Origin of the sequence: Mycobacterium botniense, assembly GCF_010723305.1 — a bacterium.
In the GTDB taxonomy this organism is placed as follows: domain Bacteria; phylum Actinomycetota; class Actinomycetes; order Mycobacteriales; family Mycobacteriaceae; genus Mycobacterium; species Mycobacterium botniense.
The window spans coordinates 938,885-956,095 of sequence record NZ_BLKW01000002.1 but is presented as its reverse complement, the minus strand read 5'-3'; the positions used below and the strand labels follow the sequence as shown (position 1 = coordinate 956,095).

Here is a 17,211-nt window from a genome sequence, read left to right as displayed (position 1 = left end):
CGATGCGGATGTTATGTCGGCGGAAGTTCCGCGCGCTCTCCGAGAAATTCTGCGAGGTACCGTGACGGCTTCAAGTTCAGCAAGCGTTCGCGGTCGTTGGCGAGGTCCGTGTAATTGAGCGCCTCGATCTGCGCAGCTGAATAAGACAAGCGCGACTCCGGAGTCCCTTTTCGTATCACCCCGACGCCCATGTCACACTTCAGCACCGCAACCCGCAGGTCGGGTCGGGTGCTACGCAGGTAGACGATCGCCTTCCAGACGTCGCCGCTCCATACCCCAATCACCAGCGGCCCTCTCTGCTGGGCCATAAACTCGGCCTGCGACGCTGCGGGCCGAGCGATCAAAGCAAGCGCGGGATTGCAGTCATGCAGGAAGATGACGCCGTCGTCCCGCAGGTAGCGCAGGGTGTTCTCCACATCGCAGACCACCTGCTTATAGGTGTGAAGCCCATCGATGAGAGCGACGTCGATGCCATGCTGCTCGAGAAAACTCGTTTCGTTGGCGAAGAAGGCGTCGCTGGTCATCTCGAAATAGTAAGTGGCGCATGCCTTCTCGTCAGCGAGCCGACGGGAGCGCGCCGACAGCCTCAAAGCCGGGTCGACGGCGATCTTCACGTCGGCGCTGATGCGGCGGAACGTAAATCCACGCGAAACTCCGATTTCGAGATAGATGCGATTTGCCCGTCCCGCGAGTGCCCGCTGGACGGCCTTGATCCGGTTCACGCGACGATCCTCCCCGCCACGGGGGCCGCTGACAAGGGGTAAGTCCACAGCTTCGGTTCGGCTCCGCGTGCTCTCGGGCGTCTCGTGCCAACACCAGTGCGCGATTGTCGCCGACTTACTATTCGTCAGTCGCTTCGTTGGTCGCCCCGGCGGATCCGTTCGAGCTTACCCAGACCGGTAATCTCAAGGCTCACCGATTTGCGTTGTCCAGCAGCACCGAGCATGAAAAAGATATCGCCGAGAGGTGCGCTCAACCAAAATCGCCAAAATCGCCTGCTGAAACATGCCCATGCGTAGCGACCGTCTCCCAGCAACCAATATAAGGCAATTGCCACGATGTAATAAGCCACACGTTTCCACGGCGCGGTCACCATCTCGATATTCATCTCCCAGATTTCGAGACCCCACGCGCGGTACCGCCATTCCAGCTCATACTTTCTCTGAAACTCATAGAACGCCCGCATTTCACCATTGGTGACCAGGTACTCATCGAAGACAAGGATCGACCCTTCAATGAAGCGATCTTTGCAGGTTTCTAACGCATGTAAACAACTTTCATATGTATCCAGATCCATGTGGAAAAGCCTGATTGAGGCGTCCGGCCGCGCAGCCAGGAACGGCGCCAACGTATCGTAGGTACTTCCCCTGACGAACTGCACCGGGCGCCCCAGGGCGGCGGGCAGGCCCTCGTGCAAGGTCACGCCGGTATCCCGCAGAAAACGTTGGGCGAATGGCTCTGAGAGCGAAAAGGTCCCACGCTTTATGACAGTCTGGTCGTCGACTCGCCAGTCTTCAACAAGGCCCGAGAAGGTATCAAAGCCGTACACTGTACGGCCACATATATCAGATATAAGCCGGGTCGACCAGCCAATCCAGACGCCAAGGTCAAGCAGTAATTCGTCAGAATCCGGGTGACATGGTGTCGCGAGCCGTGATGTCTCCCACAAGAGCGTGTGGCCGTGAATCCTGCGTTTGCGCAAATCTGAAAGCGTGCGAACGATAAACGTGCGATAGTCGTCATCATAGACCCTGATGTCCCGAGCATATAAGTTTGGGATGTAGCGGTCACGGCCCTGATAAGCAAAGCGGGCACAGAGGAGCAACAGTAGCAGTAAGCCAATCGTCACGAGGAGAACCGGCACGAAATAACACGCCATTGCCACGACAAGTATGATGCCAATAAGAATCGCTTTCCATATGCGATGAAGGTTGGTCCGATCCACTGTCCGCCTACCGATTGCGCCCACCGGTTCGCACCCGGCTTCTCGGTCAGACTAGGCCCTACCGCACGGGCCCGATGAAGCGTTTCCGGGGTTTCGTGCACCCCGGGTCGTGACGAGCCGATGACACGCACACGCGTGGGCGCACCACGCCGTGATCGGTACGGTGCACCTGAACCCCGCCGAACGGGGTCATCGCTGACACGTTCGGATGCCCAACCGGCTCGCCGAAGCCCGCCGGCGGCGTGGTCAACAGCAGAAACCCCGACACTATACTTCCGTCGAATACTTGCGCCGAATAGGTGTACCGCTGTCGTGCGCAGGGTATCATCTCGCGTCATCCAACGGGTGCGCGTGCACTGGTGCGAAAACAGTGCGAACAGGCTGGCTGCGCCCAGAGGAAGGAAGGCCGATGGGTAGCCGTGTCGGTCGACGGAGCATCGTCGCAGCCGGGCTGGGCATTGGGGCCGTATTCGCCGTCGCGCGTACGGTGGCCTCAGCTGACTCGTCTGCCGAGCCGTTTCTCTGGATCGACATACCTCCGGGTAGCCTGGCAGTGCCCGCCCCGGCGGCATCGGCTTTGGATATGCAGGTCTCCATCAGTGGAATAGATCTGTTCCCGACAGCAGACAACACCGCCACCGCCACCTCGGGTGTGGGTGATATCGCGATCGCCATCGGCAACGGCGCCAATGCTGCCTCCACCACCGGCATCTTCGACCTCGCCGTCGCTAACGGCACCGATAGCAGCGCCACCGCCGGGTATATCGGCATCTTTGATGCCGCGATTGCCGACAGCGCTGACAGTAGAGCGGCGGCCGGGCTGGGCAGTATCTTGGGCCTCGCTTTCGCCGACGGGACCAGCAGCAACGCCAGCACCGGAGTCGGCGGCGTCGCCGACGTCGCCATTGCCGACGGCACTGCCAGCACCGCAGGCGCGGGGTTTGGCGGCGTTTCTGACATCGCCATCGCCGACGGCGCCGCAAGCAATGTCGGTGCCGGATCGCTCGGTTTCTTTGACACCGCGGTCGGCTTAGGGGCCGGTAGTCACGCCGACACCGGTTTCGGCGCTGTCCTGGGAGCCGCCGGCGCCTTCGGTGAGGACAGCACCGCTTTTGTGGTCGCGAGCCTCGGTGACCTTGCTGCCGCCCTCGGCGCTCACAGCAGCGCCAGCGCAGGCGTGGGCACCGCCGACCTCGCTGTCGGCGACTTCGGCGGCGTCGCAGAGGCCCTGGGCTTGCTGGAAGCCGCGTTCGGCAACGGTGGTAACAGCGACGCTACAGCGGGAGGCATTGTGGGCCTGGCCTTCTCGCTCGGCACCGACATCAAAGCCCTGGCGTCGGGCATCCTTGACGTCGCCGCCGTTTTCGGCACCAACGCCGAGGCCGAAGCTCTCGACGGCATCGCCGACTTGGCTGCGGCGCTCAACACCGGCAGTGCTTTCGACGAGGCCATTGCCGGCGGCTCCACCGCTGGCCTCGGCAACCTTGACATCGCGACGATCATCGGCACTGGCAGCAGCGCCTTAGCCGGCTCTGACCTCATCACAGCTGGCAATCTGGACCTCGCCGCGGCCTTCGGCGACATGCTCGCCGCGAACGCTACCGGCGGCAACTTCCTCATCGACGTGCTGCTGCCATTCCTGTCGCTGTAGAGCCTTGGTCAGCTCGCTGGTGGGCGACGCGCAAAGTTGGCGTCTCAACAGTGCGCCGAAAGCATCGAAATGATGAATTACGTTCGGGTAAAACGTTTTCAATCAACAGCCTGGGTCTTATCGGAATACCGGCGATCTCTGCGCCACCCGGTGCCGGCACGGGGGCGCTATACACGTCGGCCGGGACGCCCAAAGACGGCGCCAGCATGTCTGCACGGGTGTCACCCCACGGGGTTTGCCACGGCGGACTAGCTAAGACTTGACGAGGCAGTACATACGGTAGGACTGCTTTCCGGTCTGCAGGTCCCGGTAGATGCGGGCGCCTTTCGTGGGTGCTTGGCCGACTGGCCGCAAGAATCCCGGTGCCAAACGATCCCACACCGCTTCCCATTGCGATGTATTGAGTTCGATGCCCCGCAACACCTCGGTGTTGATTTCCCGCCCCGACACGATGTGCATACCCGAACCCTTGAGGTCCGCCTCCCATTGCTCGCAGTGGAACCACTGCCGCACATCGGTGTAGAGAAACGCCCCGCCCGGTCGGAGCACTCGGGTGACCTCGCTGAGGAACCGGTCGAAGTGCGGGTAAAAGTGCGAGGACTCGACGTTGATCACGGCGTCGAATGACTCCGCGGGGAAGGGAAGGTCTTCAGCGTTGCCCTCGACGAACTCCAACGCGGGTAGTTGATGGCGGCGGCGGCAGAACTTGATGCCGGCGGCGTTGAGGTCCAGCCCGATATAGGCCGCGGGCTTGAGTGTACGGGTCAGATAGGCGGCGCCGCCGCCGTGTCCGCAGCCGACCTCGAGAATCCGTTTGCCGGCGAGGTCACCGTTTTGGGTTGCGGTGGCATGGTAGAGCTGGATGGGGTAGCGGTGGGGTTCATCAGCGGGATCAAGCGGCAGGGCCATGGGCGGGTCTTCTTCGTACGCCCAATTCATGAAGAGCACGTCGTCATCGGCACGGCGGGCGATGTAGGCATACATCGGTTTGTGAATTTTTGCGTTGAGTTTCCACAATACGGTGCGAGCCACACGGCCTCTGTGTGTCACGGGCGGCTATATTACTCGGCGGCAGCGGCGTCAGTGAGCTCTCAAGTCCGGCCGGTCAAGGCCGGCTCAATCCGCCCGGCGGCGTCAGCGCACCCATCGACCGGTCGTGCCCGCCAGCGTGGGGTGGGGCGCCGTCACCGGCACGCACCGTGGTGGCCTATTTCGGGACGGCCTGGTACGTGCGTGTGATCGCTTGGCCCCCCAGCTTATTCGGGTTGCTTCCCGATCCATTCGAGCAGTGCGTGCAGACCGTCCTCAAGCCCCCACTTCGGACGCCAGTGCAGTTCGTTTGTCGCGGGCTCGATGGTGCAACTTGCGGCGCGCACGTCACCATCGCGGAATTTCGGTACGACGACCGGTTCAGGGGCGTTGCAGAGAGCGGCGATCTTTCGGGCCAGCTCATGAATGGTGGTCGCGATGCCTGATCCGATGTCGAGGCAACGTGACTCGGCCGCCGGATTCTGGACCGCAGCTGTCATCGCGTCGACCACATCGTCGATATAGACGAAATCGCGCACGATCCGGCCATCTTCGTAGACCTCCAAGGCGCGTTGCTCACGCGCTAATCGCGCGAAGAGAGCGACTATTCCGGTGTACGAATTTGTCAGCGACTGACCCGGGCCGTAAACATTCTGCAGCCGCAGCACACTGAGATTGGCGTCGTGCGCCGTCGCCCATGCCGCCAACATGTGTTCCTGCGCAAGCTTGGTCGCGGCGTAGATGTTGGTGGGCCGGGGCTCGGTCTGGCCTGCGCAACTGGGAAGCGGCACCGCGGGTTCGCCTGCGGGTCCTTGGGGATCCCAGATCCCAGCCAACAGTTGGGCATGGCTGCGCGGCCGGGGATAGAAGACGTGGGTGCCGCACCGCCAGGCTCCCTCGCCGTAGACTGCTCTTGACGACGCCAGGATGAACTGGTCGGGTACGAGCGCTGAACGGGTCAGGGCGTCAAGGAGCTGGGCGGTGCCCACCACGTTTACTGAGCCGTGACGCGTTGCCAGAGTGAGCGACTGCGCCGTTCCCGTCTCGGCTGCCAGGTGCACGATCTGCGAAGGCTGGAAAAGCCGAAGTGCGGCATCCCAATCGGGGCCATGGGTGACATCGCAGGTGAACAACCGCACAGAAGGCGGCAGATCAATCATTGGCCGTGCGCCGTGCACCTGAGGGTGCAACACGTCCATCACAGCGACGTCGTAGCCGGCTTCGACGAGGCGGCGCGCAAGCGCCGACCCGATGAATCCTGCCCCGCCAGTAACGAGCACGGATGTTGACAAGGGCCGAGGCCTCCGGTTCCGCTGGAGGAAATAGACGACCGGCACGCATTGCTGAGTGCGCGGCCCGGGACGATCATATCCGGGGAACTTCCGTTATCACGGTGGTCCGCGCGCGGCGGAACGGTAAGGCCACCGGGGTGCTCGCTTGTGTTGCCGCCGACCGCTCGGCGTGGCGCCGGCAACACCACCGGCCCGGCAAGGTCAAGCACGCGGGCCGGTGCGGCACGCCGGCCGGGGTGACTGCGACCAGATGCTGTCGGCGTGAATCGAGGAAGGGTCACGACGGAGTTTGTCGAAATTCCTTCTTTCTCAACGATGTTCACCGACATCTTGTGCGCGATGACGGCATCCGGGTGCAGTCATCTGGTGCGGGTGTGATGTGCGCGGGAGCCAGTGCGGCTGCCATGAGTGTGCACCGGCAGCCGCAACCGGTACCGCACGAAGCCGGTGACCAGGGTGCTCAGCAGTACCAGCATGCCCATGTCCAGCAGCCAGATCCGCAGCGAATGCGTCCACAACCTGTCGGCCGGCACGTCGAACTCGACGGCGCGCAGATCAACCGTGGAGGCGGTGGCCGCAAAACCCCAGCGGGCCGGCAGCAGCCACGATGCTTGCGAGAGCCCGATACGGCCGGTCACCGGGATCATGCCACCGGCAAGCACCATCGAAACCATGACCGCCACCACCAGCATGGGCAGGATCTGTTCGGTGGAGTGGGCCAGCGCAGAGAGTGCCAGTCCCACCAGGGCCGAGGCGATGGCCGTGGCCGCCAGAGTCACGTACAGTTCGACTGTGCCGCTGCCCAGCAGCACGGCGCCATGTGTGGGCGCGCCTTTGCCGGTGACCATGATGGCAGTGACCACTGCCGTCTGAATCAGCGCCGCGAGACTGTAGACGAGAACCTTAGCGGCCAGATAGGCCGACGCCGACAGCCCCACCGCCTGCTCGCGGCGGAAGACCAACCGTTCCCCGACCAGGTCGCGGATGGTCAACGCGGTGCCCATGAATACCGCGGCGAGGTTGAGCAGGGTCAACAACTCGCTGGGCTCGTCGGGCTGCGATCCGCGCGGGTTGGCGAAACCCAGCCCGGTATTGCCCGGCACCACCAGGCACAAACCGCCGAGGATGAACGGCAGGATGGCCAAGAACGCGAAGTAGGCGCGATCGGCGGTGATGAGGCGAACCTGGCGACGCGCCACCGTCGACATCTGGCGCCACAGGCTGGTGTGCGGGGGACTGCCCAGTGACGCCGCGCTTGCCGCAGGTGCGCGCGGTGCGGGCGAGGGCGGGTGCCGTGCCAGAAAAGCCCGATGTGCGCCGTCGGGGTCGGTGCTGACGCGCGCGAAGATGTCGGCCCAGTCGGTCGTTCCCATCACCGGCCCGATCTGCGTCGGCGGGTCGGCGAATGCGGTTTTGCCGCCGGGTGCCAGCAGCACGATCTGATCGCACATGCGCACGTAGCTCAGCGAATGGGTGACCACGATCACCACCCGCCCGGCGTCGGCGATCCGGCGCAGCATGGTCATCACTTGCCGGTCGAGGTTGGGGTCGAGCCCGGAGGTGGGTTCGTCGAGAATCAGCAGCGACGGGCCGGTCAGCAGCTCCAGAGCGACCGACGCACGTTTGCGCTGCCCGCCGGAAAGCTTGTCGACGCGGGTTTTCTTATGTGCGGTCAGCTCCAGCTCGTCGAGGACCCGCGCGACTACCCTTCGACGGTCAGCGGCCGACGTGTCGGGCGGCAACCGCAGTTCCGCGGCGTAACCGAGCGCTTGTTCGAGGGTGAGCTGGCGGTGCACGACGTCGTCCTGGGGCACTATCCCAATGCGGGAGCGCATCGACGCGTAGTGGGCGTGTACGTCATGCCCGTCGAAGGTGACCAGCCCGGCGCTGGGCTCGGCGGCGCCGCCGATCAGCTTGATCAGTGTGGTCTTGCCCGCCCCGGAGGGGCCGATGACGGCGGTCAGGGTACCCGGCCTCGCAGTGAACGACACATCGGTGAGTAGGCGGTGACCATCAACGGTCAGGCCGAGGGTATGCGCGACGAGTCCGCTGGTGAGTGTCGGCGCGATCCGCGGCACCAACATGTTGCCCGATGCGACCAGGTCGGTGTTGCCGATGGTGACGATATCGCCGTCGCGGAGCAGCGTCCTCGTTATACGTTGGCCGTTGACGAATGTGCCGTTGCTGCTGTTGTTGTCACGGATCTCGACACCAGCCGGGGTGAAAACCAGCATGGCGTGTACACGCGACGCCAGCGCATCATGCACGACGATGCCGTTGGATTTCGCGCGCCCGATCGTGGTCGACCCTGGCGGGGGTGTGGCGGGTCGTGGCGGCAACAGCATGCGCACCGTGTCGCCAACCCGTTGCGACAGATCCGGTTGGACGCCTCTCGAGTCGCGCAGGGTCTGCCAGGCCAACGGCTGCGTCCGCGCCGGACCGCGCAGGATCCGCGGTATCGACAGGCGGGCCGTCTGCACGGTATCCGGCGCAGGCTTCCCCGATATCCGGGTGAGGGTCGGCGGGTTCTGCGGACCCGATGGCGACGGGGACTCGGCGACCCGAAAGGTGAGCTGCGGTCCGTTCGGACTGCCCAGCCTGATGCTCTGGCGGTCGCGGATGGCGATCAAATCCGCCGGAGCACCATCGACGAAAACACCGTTTTGGCTTTTATCGACGAGTACCCACCGGGTGCCGTCAAAGCGCAGGATCGCGTGGGTGCGCGAGATCAGCTGACCGGTCGCGGGGTCGCTGTCGCCGAGATAGATGTCACAGTCGCGGTCGCGGCCCACGGTCACATCACGGTCGGTGGGAAAGGTGTACATCGCTGACCCCAGCCAGACGGTCAACGGCGGCGTGTTCACCTCACCAGCGACAGCCAGCTTGGCTGTTTGGACGTCAGCAGACTCTGGGCCGGGGCGATCTTTCGATGCCATTGGACGACGTTCTCCCCCGGGGTCGTTGGTCAATCGGCATGTCCGGCCTGGGCGACGGCCGACCTTCAGCGGTGATGACCATGTCGCGGTGCGCCGCGCAGGCACCTGGCGATGCACTGGCAGACGGTAGACACAAGCGCCCCGCCGCTGAAATCTTCAGAGCTGCCGGGTCATGTCGCCGCCGGACACGGACATCGTCGCCGATCATATCGGCCGATCCGGCTCACCGCCTGGACGAGCACCGCTGCGTCGCGGCGCGGTGACCTAACCGAATCTAAACCTTTACTTGACCCTGAGACTGGATGGAATTGATCATGAAACGGTGCGCCGACTGGTGGCCTTCTTGTGCGTTGCGGCGTGCATGATCGGCGCGACCCTGATGGTCGCGCCGATGAGTGCTGCAGTGGGCAGCCCGTGGTTCGCCCGATCGGTCGGCACTGCCAGTCAGGTGATTTCCGTTGTCGGCGTGGGTGGTTCGAATGCGAAGCTGGATGTTTATCAGCGCAGCGCGACCGGCTGGCAGCCGGTCGCGGCCGGGATCGCCGCGCATATCGGGTCGGCGGGGATGACTCCGCAGGCCAAAAGCGGATACCCGGCGACTCCGATGGGAATCTTCAGTTTGCCCTACGCGTTCGGCACCGCGCCCAATCCCGGCACGGGCCTCAGATATGTCCAGGTCGGGCCCGATTACTGGTGGGACGGCGACGCGAAAAGTCCCACCTTCAACACCATGCAGGTGTGCCGGAAAGACCAGTGCCCGTTCAACACCGCGGAGAGCGAGAACCTCGACATCCCGCAGTACAAGCACGCGGTGGTGATGGGCGTCAACAACGCCCGCATCCCGGGCAACGGAGCGGCGTTTTTCTTCCACACCACCGACGGCGGGCCGACCGAGGGGTGTGTGGCCGTCGATGACGGCACCCTGGTGCAGATTATCCGATGGCTGCGGCCCGGCGCGCTGATCGCGATTGCACAATAGGGACCATCCGCGGCCGGCCGCGCCCAGCGATCTCGGCGTCTCAGGCCAGCGCGGGCCCGGGTGTGACCTTAAAGTCGCTGCCCGCCAACGACATTGTCGCCTCATAGGTGCGGTCGTAGCCGGTGGCGCTGATCTTCCAGCCCTGGTCGGTACGGCGGTAGCGGTCGTGGTAGAACGCCGCGCCGATCAACATGAACTTGAGATCGGGGACGATGACGCGGTCCTGGAGATACCAGCTGCCCACTGCCTCATCGCCGGTGACCGCGATCTCCGGGTGCGTCACCCGATGTTCGGTGATGATGGCCGGTCCGAGCGCTGAGCGCATATAGTCCACCAAATCGGCGCGGTTGGTGAAGTGCAGCTCTTCGCCGACCGACGACCCGTAGTCGCCGCGGACATCCTCGGTCAGCGTGGCGGCGAAATCGTCCCAGTGCTTGGTGTCCAGCGCCCGCAGGTAGCGGTATTTGACCTGTTTGATCGCTGCTATGTCGGCGATGACATCGTGAGGGCTCATCCCGACATTGCAGCACGCCCCGGGTGGAGGACGGGCCATCGGGTGCGGCCTCTGGGCCGCTCGCACGCCGCCGACCACTCACACAGGCTCGGCCCGGTCTGGCGTGGCCGGCGGGTGGCGATCGGCAGCCAAAGCCACGTCCTCCGCGTGCACTCGCCGCAGCGCACGTGACGCCGGTGTCGGCACTCCGGTGCACCGCCTGATGAGCGCAGGCGAGAACTGGCTATCGTGAAGGCGTGAGTGAGTCCCGCAGCCGCTATGCGCGGCTGTCCCGCGGCGAGCTGGCCGCGCTGGTCCCGGAGCTGCTGCTCATCGGACATCTGATCGACCGTTCCGGGATGGCTTGGTGTATCCAGCAGTTCGGCCACGAGCAGATGGTGCAAATCGCCATCGAGGAGTGGGCCGGCGCCAGCCCCATCTACACCAAACGGATGCAGCGAGCACTGAACTTCGAGGGCGACGACGTGCCCACTATTTTCAAAGGTCTGCAGCTCGACATCGGTGCCCCACCGCAGTTCATGGATTTCCGCTACACCGTCCACGACCGTCGGCACGGCGAGTTTCACCTCGACCACTGCGGTGCGCTGCTGGATGTGGAGCCGATGGGTGAGGACTACGTCTTCGGCATGTGCCACACCATCGAAGACCCGACATTCGACGCCACCGCGGTGGCCACCAATCCGCGGGCGCGGATGCGGCCCCTGCACCGCCCGCCCCGGGTGCCGCCGGATCGGCATCCGCATTGTGCATGGACCGTCACCATCGACGAGTCCCACCCGCCGGCCAAGAGTATTCCCGCCCTCCAAGTGGTCAGCCAAACCCGTGCCGCTACATGGCAACTGGATGCGATCGACCGATCGCAGGAGGGGCTTCCAGACTATTCGGGGCCACTGCTCTCGGATCTGGACTTCGGCGCGTTTTCGCATTCGGCGTTGGTGCGCATCGCCGACGAGGTGTGTCTGCAGATGCATCTGTTGTACCTGTCATTCGCGGTCGCGCTGCGGGCACGAGCCGACGCCGTGCTGGCTGAATCCATCGGGATCCGCCAGCTGACCGGCGTGGCCGGGCTGGGCGCTGAGCGGATTCAGCGTGCGCTGTCGCTGGCCGGCGGCATCGACGGGGTGTCAGCCGTGTTAGAACTGCACCCGCTGGTCAATCCCGCCGGTTATGTCAGCGCTGAAATCGGGCGGGGGAAGCTGGTTGTGCACCAGTCACCGGCGCACGACGACGGCGCCTGGATCTCGCTGTGTTCACCTGAGTCCATCCAGCCTGTGCAGGCCATCGCCACTGCGGTTGATCCGCATGTTAGCGTGCAGGTCACCGGGACGCGCACCGATTGGACTGCCGAACTGGTGCACACCGACACCGCGGCCGCGGAACTGCCTGAGGTTTCGGTAACCAAGGTCAGCCGTGGGTCGACATTTCAGTTTCAGCCGCGGCGATCCTTGCCGCTCACTGTGGTCTGAGCGCTTCTCCGGTGTCACACCGCGCGGTAGCGGTGCGGGCGTGCAGCGTAGTGACCTTCGTATGATGTTGTGCGGCATTGTGATTGGTGTTCTGCCTGTGGTTGGTCGTTTACCGGCCGCACGGGCTGAGCGACCCCCCGCCGGGGGTGACCATCACCTTGTGGAGCGCAGACATCGGCGACTCGGTGTAGATCAGCCAAGCGGCAAACAATCGCCCGGTGACCACGTTTGGGTACGCACCGCTACCGGCAGTCCCAAATCATCACGGCAGCAACGCGAGGGGGTCCATCAGCAGCGAGGGCAGCTGAGCGCCGAGGTCGGCGGCCATTGTTGACCAGAGGTCGCTTGCCGCACCGGATAACAACCCCGACAGGTAACTCACGATATCGGCTCCGATGTCAACGGTTCCCGGCGTCACCTGGTCGGCCAGTGTCGTCGAAACTGCCGCCCCGATCTGCTGAGGCACATAGTTGACCAGGATGTCGACCAGCCCGCCGAACGGCCCAGCCGTGGCGTCGACCGTAGCTCCGGTGGGAAATGGGGTGATGCCGAGACCGGCGGATATCGGGTTCGTCCCCAGCTCGATGAGCGTCGGGTTGAGCTGGTCGACCTGGTCACCGGTAAGGGTGGCGCTGAAGTCCGTGTCAGGGAGGAAAAGGGTGTCGAGCACACCGTTTACGAGGGTGGCAGGAGCATCGATGAGCGCAGCCAGCGCCGTCGTGGGATCGCCGCTGGTCAACCCCGCCACGATGGTTTTCACTGCCCCCAGGTTGATGCCCAGCAGAAATGACGGCTCAACCAGCAGCAGTTCCAACGGCACGCCAAAGGTGATGTCAATCGTGTTCGGCGAACTCGTGTAATCGATGGTGATCGTGAGCGGGTTGACCAGGGCGGCGAACACGTTTTCCGCGTGGCCCGCGATCTCGCCGGGGATGTCCCCGATCGACGCCGGATTGGCCAGAACCTGCTCGACGTAACCGGCCTGGTTGGCAAGGATCGCCGACAGGATCGGCGCCGGGTCGGCAAGCCGTTCGGCCCCAATCGCGTGCAGGTCGGCGAGCGTGTGGGTGAACAGGTCGAGGTAAGGGGTGACGACATCGGCCAGAGGGGAAGTGGCAGACGACGCGGTCAGCAGGCTGCCGGAGTCGGTCGGCGCGCCCAGCGCAGTGTTGAGGTGGTCAAGCCCACCGGCCATGTTCTCGATCTGCAGCCCGCTCAACAGTCCGGTTTGGGTGTCTGAGGACCCCAAGGCTGTGGTCAAGGGGCTGGTCAAGCCAATCAGGCCGCCGGCAGCGCCCGGCAGACCCGTGCCGGCGGTGAGCACGATGGCGGGAATGTGAACATCAGGAAGCGATGCTGGCACCGGCGTGACGGTGAGGAGACTGCTGGCGCCGGCAAGGGCGATTCCGCAGGCACGAAGCGCCGACATGATCCGCCCCTTTCCGCTGGATTGTGTCGTTACCCTACAGCGAGCGGTCCGTGCATCAGAGCAGCAGCCCCAACGATCGCGCCCACTGCCGCCGGGTGAAGATCGGCTCTGCGCGTCGGCGCTACGCTAGTCTTCTTATTACCCTGCACCACAATATTTTTGTTTATCTATTTTTGTTTATCGCTGCGTTCCACGTCGACCCAACTCGGGAAGAGACAGCTGCCGGCGACACGGGCGCAGCACAGACGGCGGCGTGCACCGCCGATGATCGTCACAACGCCCCGGTGTGTCTGACGTTGATAGAGCACCCCGGCCGTTATCGTGGAGGCCAGCCGCCGACCGTTCACGCTGCAAGGTAATCGTTTATGCACGACCCATTGGGGTTGTCGATTGGGACTACCAACCTGGTGGCGGTTCGTAACGGGACGCCACCGGTCCGGCGTCGGGCTGTGCTGACCCTGTTCAGTCATCGCGCGCCCGAAATCGGCGCACCCGCGGAGAATCCCGGCCTGACTGAGCCCGGCACGGTGGTCAGCGGGTTCGTGGAGCGAATCGGCGACGCTGTCGCGTTGGTGTCCGGTGAGGGGTCTGCCCACGAACCCGATTTGCTGCTGGTCGAGGCCCTAGACGCCATGGTGTCGGCGGCCGGCGCTGACCCGGCAACCTCAGAGATCGCTATCGCCGTCCCCGCCCATTGGGGATCCACAGCGGTGCGAGGGTTGCAGGAGGGGTTGCGCACCCATGCCGGTTTCGTCCGAACCGGAGTAGCACCGTGCCTGGTTTCGGATGCTGTGGCAGCGTTGACGGCAGTGAACTCCCAAGTCGGTCTGCCATCGCACGGCGTGGTGGGATTGCTTGACTTCGGCGGCGGTGGCACCACAATGACGTTGGCAGATGCCGGGGCAGGTTTTACACCTGTTGGCGAAACTGTTCGCTACCAACAGTTTTCCGGTGCCCAAATCGACCAGGCGCTGCTGGCTTATGTGTTGGAAAACGTCGGCCATAATGGGAGCGACCCGGACGGTACCACCGCGGTCGGACAGCTGACGCTGCTCACCGAAGAATGCCGTCAGGCCAAGGAGTTTCTCTCTACTCAGACCATCACCGAACTCGTCGCTGAGTTGCCGGGATATCGCACGAGCATCCAGGTAACGCGTGATGAGCTGGAGTCCTTGATGCACGACGGCATCGCCAGCGTCATCACGGCCTTTGAAGACATGTTGATGCGCAACAACATTGGCTGGAATGACGTCACAGCGCTAGTAGCCGTCGGTGGTGGCGCCAACATACCCCTTGTTGAGCAGTATCTTTCGTCTCACACACGGACACACCTCGTGACAGCCCCGCAACCGGAGTTTGCGATGGCGGTGGGCGCTGCGCTGTTTGCCTCAGGCGAATCCGGCGCTGAGATCGAGGCGCCGACGGCGATGGCCGCGGTAGTGGGCAATAGTAGCGACGATGGTTGCGGTACCACAAGCATTTTGGGCCTGCCCACCGTCGATGTGGTCGAGGAGGACGCAGCTTCGGAGACGGTTCCGGAGTTGGCGTGGTCGCAGGCCGATGACACCGACGACGAGCTGGTGCCCTACACCGAAGTGTACGAGGAGGTCCTCACCCGGGCTGTACCGACAGCCTACGCACCGGAGGGGGCACCCACCGGCCATACACCGCAGATAGAGCCGGCTGAGCCCCGACCCGGTCGCCGGTATCGTCTGGCCCGGCTTGTTGTCGGTCTCGCCGCTTTGGTGGCGATGATCTCCGTCGGCGGTGTGGTCTACTCGCTCACCAGCACCACTGAACGCCAGGCTCCGCCCGCGCCCAGCAGCAGCGTGGCGCCGCCCCCGCCCAGCTCCCAACCACCGGCGCCCAGCCCTGTCCCGTCGCCACTGCCAAGCATCGAGCCCACCCCCAGCGTCGTGCCAACACCGAGCATCGCACCGACACCGAGCGAGGTCTCACCTCCCCCTCCGCCCCCGGTCACCAGCACCACCACATACCAGCCTCCGCCGACGACCACGACGACGACGGCACCACCGATGACCACCACCACGATGACGACAACCACCACCACGACAACCACCGAGCCGCCGGCCACCACCACGGTCCCGACGACCACCACCACGAAGGTGCCGATGACGACCGAATGGTTGACTCTCCCGCTGGTGCCGGTTCCGATACCCGTTCCGGTTCCGCAAAACCGGCCGTAGGATTCGGCACCTGCCGGTGCACCCGGGTGGCCACTCTCGGCGACATGTGCAGCTATGCGCTCCGAGCCTGTCTATCGAATCGGGGCCCAACGCGGAAACCTGCGAGTAGGGTTGAAGTACCGAGGTTGGCGGGGGCCTGCCATAACTCTCCGTCACGGACTGATCAGAAGTTCATAACAGCCAGCTAACCCAGCTGGTACGCCGTATCGCCTGCGGTGACGCCGTCGGAACAGTCCGGCGCGGTGCACGCCTCCGCCCCGACCGTGGCCGGCTGAGGACTTTGGAGGACTATTGGACATCGTTCTAGGCGTATCGACGGCACCGTCGATGGTTCGCATGGTGCTGATCGAAGGCGAGAACGCCGACGGGGTCACCGTCGAGGAAGACACCTTCGAGGTCACCACAGACGACGAGACCGCTCCCAACGCCGCCCAGCAGGTGGTCTTGGCGATCTCAGGCACCCGCGAAAGTGCGACGGAAGCCGGCTACCGCCTGGTCTCGACCGGCGTGACCTGGACCGATCCCGCCGAAGCCGCTTCGCTGCGGGATGTGCTCGCAGCCCGCGGGTTGGGTAACACGATGCTGGTCGCTCCATTGCTCGCCGCGGCCGCATTGGCTCAGACGGTTGGCGCAGTGATGAATTACAGCCATATCGCGCTGTTATTCGTCGAGCCAGAGAGTGCGACACTGGCAGTGGTCGACGCGGCCGATGGTTCCATTGTCGATTTGCACCGGCGGCTGATCCGCGCAGATGCGGTGGACGAGCTCACCGCGATGATCACCAGCCTGGATTCGCTGGAATCGAGGGCTGACGGGGTGTTCGTCGTCGGAAGCGGGGTTGATATCGTGCCGGTCAAGTCGGCGCTGGAGTCGGCGATCTCGCTGCCGGTGAGTGCACCAGAGGAGCCTGATATGGCGCTGGCCCGCGGGGCGGCGCTGGCGTCGGCGAATGCGCCGCTGTTCGCCTCATCCACCGCGGCTCTGGCCTACGCTCAAGATCCGGGCACCGGCGAAGTCAACCCGTACAGCATCGCTCCGACCTATATCGATGTCGTGGCGAATGCCGGTTTCGGCTCGGGGGCGCTGGCCTACAGCGAGGTAGCGGACGAGGACGACAGTGGGCAGCCGCGACGGCGAAGTTTGGTGCTCTCGGGTAGCGCACTGGCGGCGCTTTTCGCCATTGGTGCTGTGGCGCTGGTGGTTTCCCTTGCCGCCGATGTCCGACCGACAGCCGGTCAGCACCCTGGCCCCAGTGGGAATATCGTCCTGCCGACTAAGCAGGCCCCGCCGCCCCCGCCGGCCGCTCCGCCGCCCGCAGCGGCCCCGCCTGCTGCGCCCTCACCACCTCCCGCCGCACCCGCGCCGGCGGCCCCACCTGCGCCGGTCGCCCCCGGGCCGGCACCCGAAACTATTCCCGAGCCAGCACCGGTGGTAGCGCCTCGCAGCATCCCGCCTGAGGCACCGGTTCGACCGACGCCGCCCCGGCGGGCTCCGGTATACGTACCACCGCCGCAAGACCAAGCCCCGCCACCAGCCGCCCCACCCCCGCCGCCCCCGGCAGCTCCCCCGCCGCCGCCTCCGGCAGCTCCCCCGCCACCACCTCCCCCGCGGATGCCGCCGATGACCATGTATCTGCGTCTGCCGTTCGTCACGGTGCCGATTCCGATCAATCCACCGCCACCACCTCCGCCCCCGGGCCCCTAGCCCGCGGCGGCTGCCGCGCGCACACTGGGTGTTACCGCTCTGAGCTGGCAGGAGGCCGC

The 17,211-nt window shown here is 64.6% G+C and carries 12 protein-coding genes; 5 read left to right on the top strand and 7 right to left on the bottom strand.

Annotated features, from left to right (window positions below; all coding sequences use genetic code 11):
- Positions 1–11: 11 nt before the first annotated feature.
- Positions 12–722 (bottom strand): class I SAM-dependent methyltransferase, encoded by a 711-nt coding sequence (locus G6N08_RS04720; protein WP_163754868.1) that lies wholly within the window; start codon positions 720–722, stop codon positions 12–14.
- A 125-nt stretch (positions 723–847) separates the two neighbouring features.
- On the bottom strand, positions 848–1,969 hold the full coding sequence (locus G6N08_RS04715) for a class I SAM-dependent methyltransferase (protein ID WP_163754866.1): 1,122 nt from the start codon (positions 1,967–1,969) through the stop codon (positions 848–850).
- Positions 1,970–2,354: 385 nt separating this feature from the next.
- Here G6N08_RS04715 and G6N08_RS04710 point away from each other — a divergent pair, with 385 nt between their 5' ends.
- On the top strand, positions 2,355–3,596 hold the full coding sequence (locus G6N08_RS04710) for a hypothetical protein (RefSeq protein ID WP_163754864.1): 1,242 nt from the start codon (positions 2,355–2,357) through the stop codon (positions 3,594–3,596).
- Between the two features lie 252 nt (positions 3,597–3,848).
- Here G6N08_RS04710 and G6N08_RS04705 read toward each other — a convergent pair whose 3' ends face one another.
- The 3 genes from G6N08_RS04705 to G6N08_RS04695 all read right to left on the bottom strand — a co-directional run bounded on the left by G6N08_RS04705 (position 3,849) and on the right by G6N08_RS04695 (position 8,853).
- Positions 3,849–4,613, bottom strand: coding sequence for a phthiotriol/phenolphthiotriol dimycocerosates methyltransferase (locus tag G6N08_RS04705; RefSeq protein ID WP_246216695.1), 765 nt, complete (start codon positions 4,611–4,613; stop codon positions 3,849–3,851).
- Between the two features lie 239 nt (positions 4,614–4,852).
- Positions 4,853–5,905: an NAD-dependent epimerase/dehydratase family protein gene (locus G6N08_RS04700; protein WP_163754862.1), complete on the bottom strand. Its 1,053-nt coding sequence runs from the start codon at positions 5,903–5,905 to the stop codon at positions 4,853–4,855.
- A 371-nt stretch (positions 5,906–6,276) separates the two neighbouring features.
- Positions 6,277–8,853, bottom strand: a complete 2,577-nt coding sequence (locus tag G6N08_RS04695) for an FHA domain-containing protein (protein WP_163754860.1) — start codon at positions 8,851–8,853, stop codon at positions 6,277–6,279.
- 322 nt (positions 8,854–9,175) lie between these two features.
- Here G6N08_RS04695 and G6N08_RS04690 point away from each other — a divergent pair, with 322 nt between their 5' ends.
- Entirely contained in the window at positions 9,176–9,832 is a 657-nt protein-coding gene (locus tag G6N08_RS04690; protein ID WP_163754858.1) for a L,D-transpeptidase family protein, read from the top strand.
- Positions 9,833–9,872: 40 nt separating this feature from the next.
- Here the strand turns inward: G6N08_RS04690 and G6N08_RS04685 are convergent, their stop codons facing one another.
- Positions 9,873–10,346, bottom strand: coding sequence for a nuclear transport factor 2 family protein (locus G6N08_RS04685; RefSeq protein ID WP_371868955.1), 474 nt, complete (start codon positions 10,344–10,346; stop codon positions 9,873–9,875).
- Positions 10,347–10,582: 236 nt separating this feature from the next.
- Here G6N08_RS04685 and G6N08_RS04680 point away from each other — a divergent pair, with 236 nt between their 5' ends.
- Positions 10,583–11,812: a hypothetical protein gene (locus G6N08_RS04680; RefSeq protein ID WP_163754855.1), complete on the top strand. Its 1,230-nt coding sequence runs from the start codon at positions 10,583–10,585 to the stop codon at positions 11,810–11,812.
- A 262-nt stretch (positions 11,813–12,074) separates the two neighbouring features.
- On the opposite strand, the gene G6N08_RS04675 is transcribed toward G6N08_RS04680, so the two are convergent.
- Positions 12,075–13,241 carry a hypothetical protein gene (locus G6N08_RS04675; RefSeq protein WP_163754852.1) on the bottom strand — a complete coding sequence of 389 codons (1,167 nt, stop codon included), beginning with the start codon at positions 13,239–13,241 and terminating at the stop codon, positions 12,075–12,077.
- 365 nt (positions 13,242–13,606) lie between these two features.
- Here G6N08_RS04675 and G6N08_RS04670 point away from each other — a divergent pair, with 365 nt between their 5' ends.
- On the top strand, positions 13,607–15,448 hold the full coding sequence (locus G6N08_RS04670; RefSeq protein ID WP_163754850.1) for an Hsp70 family protein: 1,842 nt from the start codon (positions 13,607–13,609) through the stop codon (positions 15,446–15,448).
- A 291-nt stretch (positions 15,449–15,739) separates the two neighbouring features.
- On the top strand, positions 15,740–17,152 hold the full coding sequence (locus G6N08_RS04665; protein ID WP_163754848.1) for a DUF7159 family protein: 1,413 nt from the start codon (positions 15,740–15,742) through the stop codon (positions 17,150–17,152).
- Positions 17,153–17,211 lie beyond the last annotated feature (59 nt).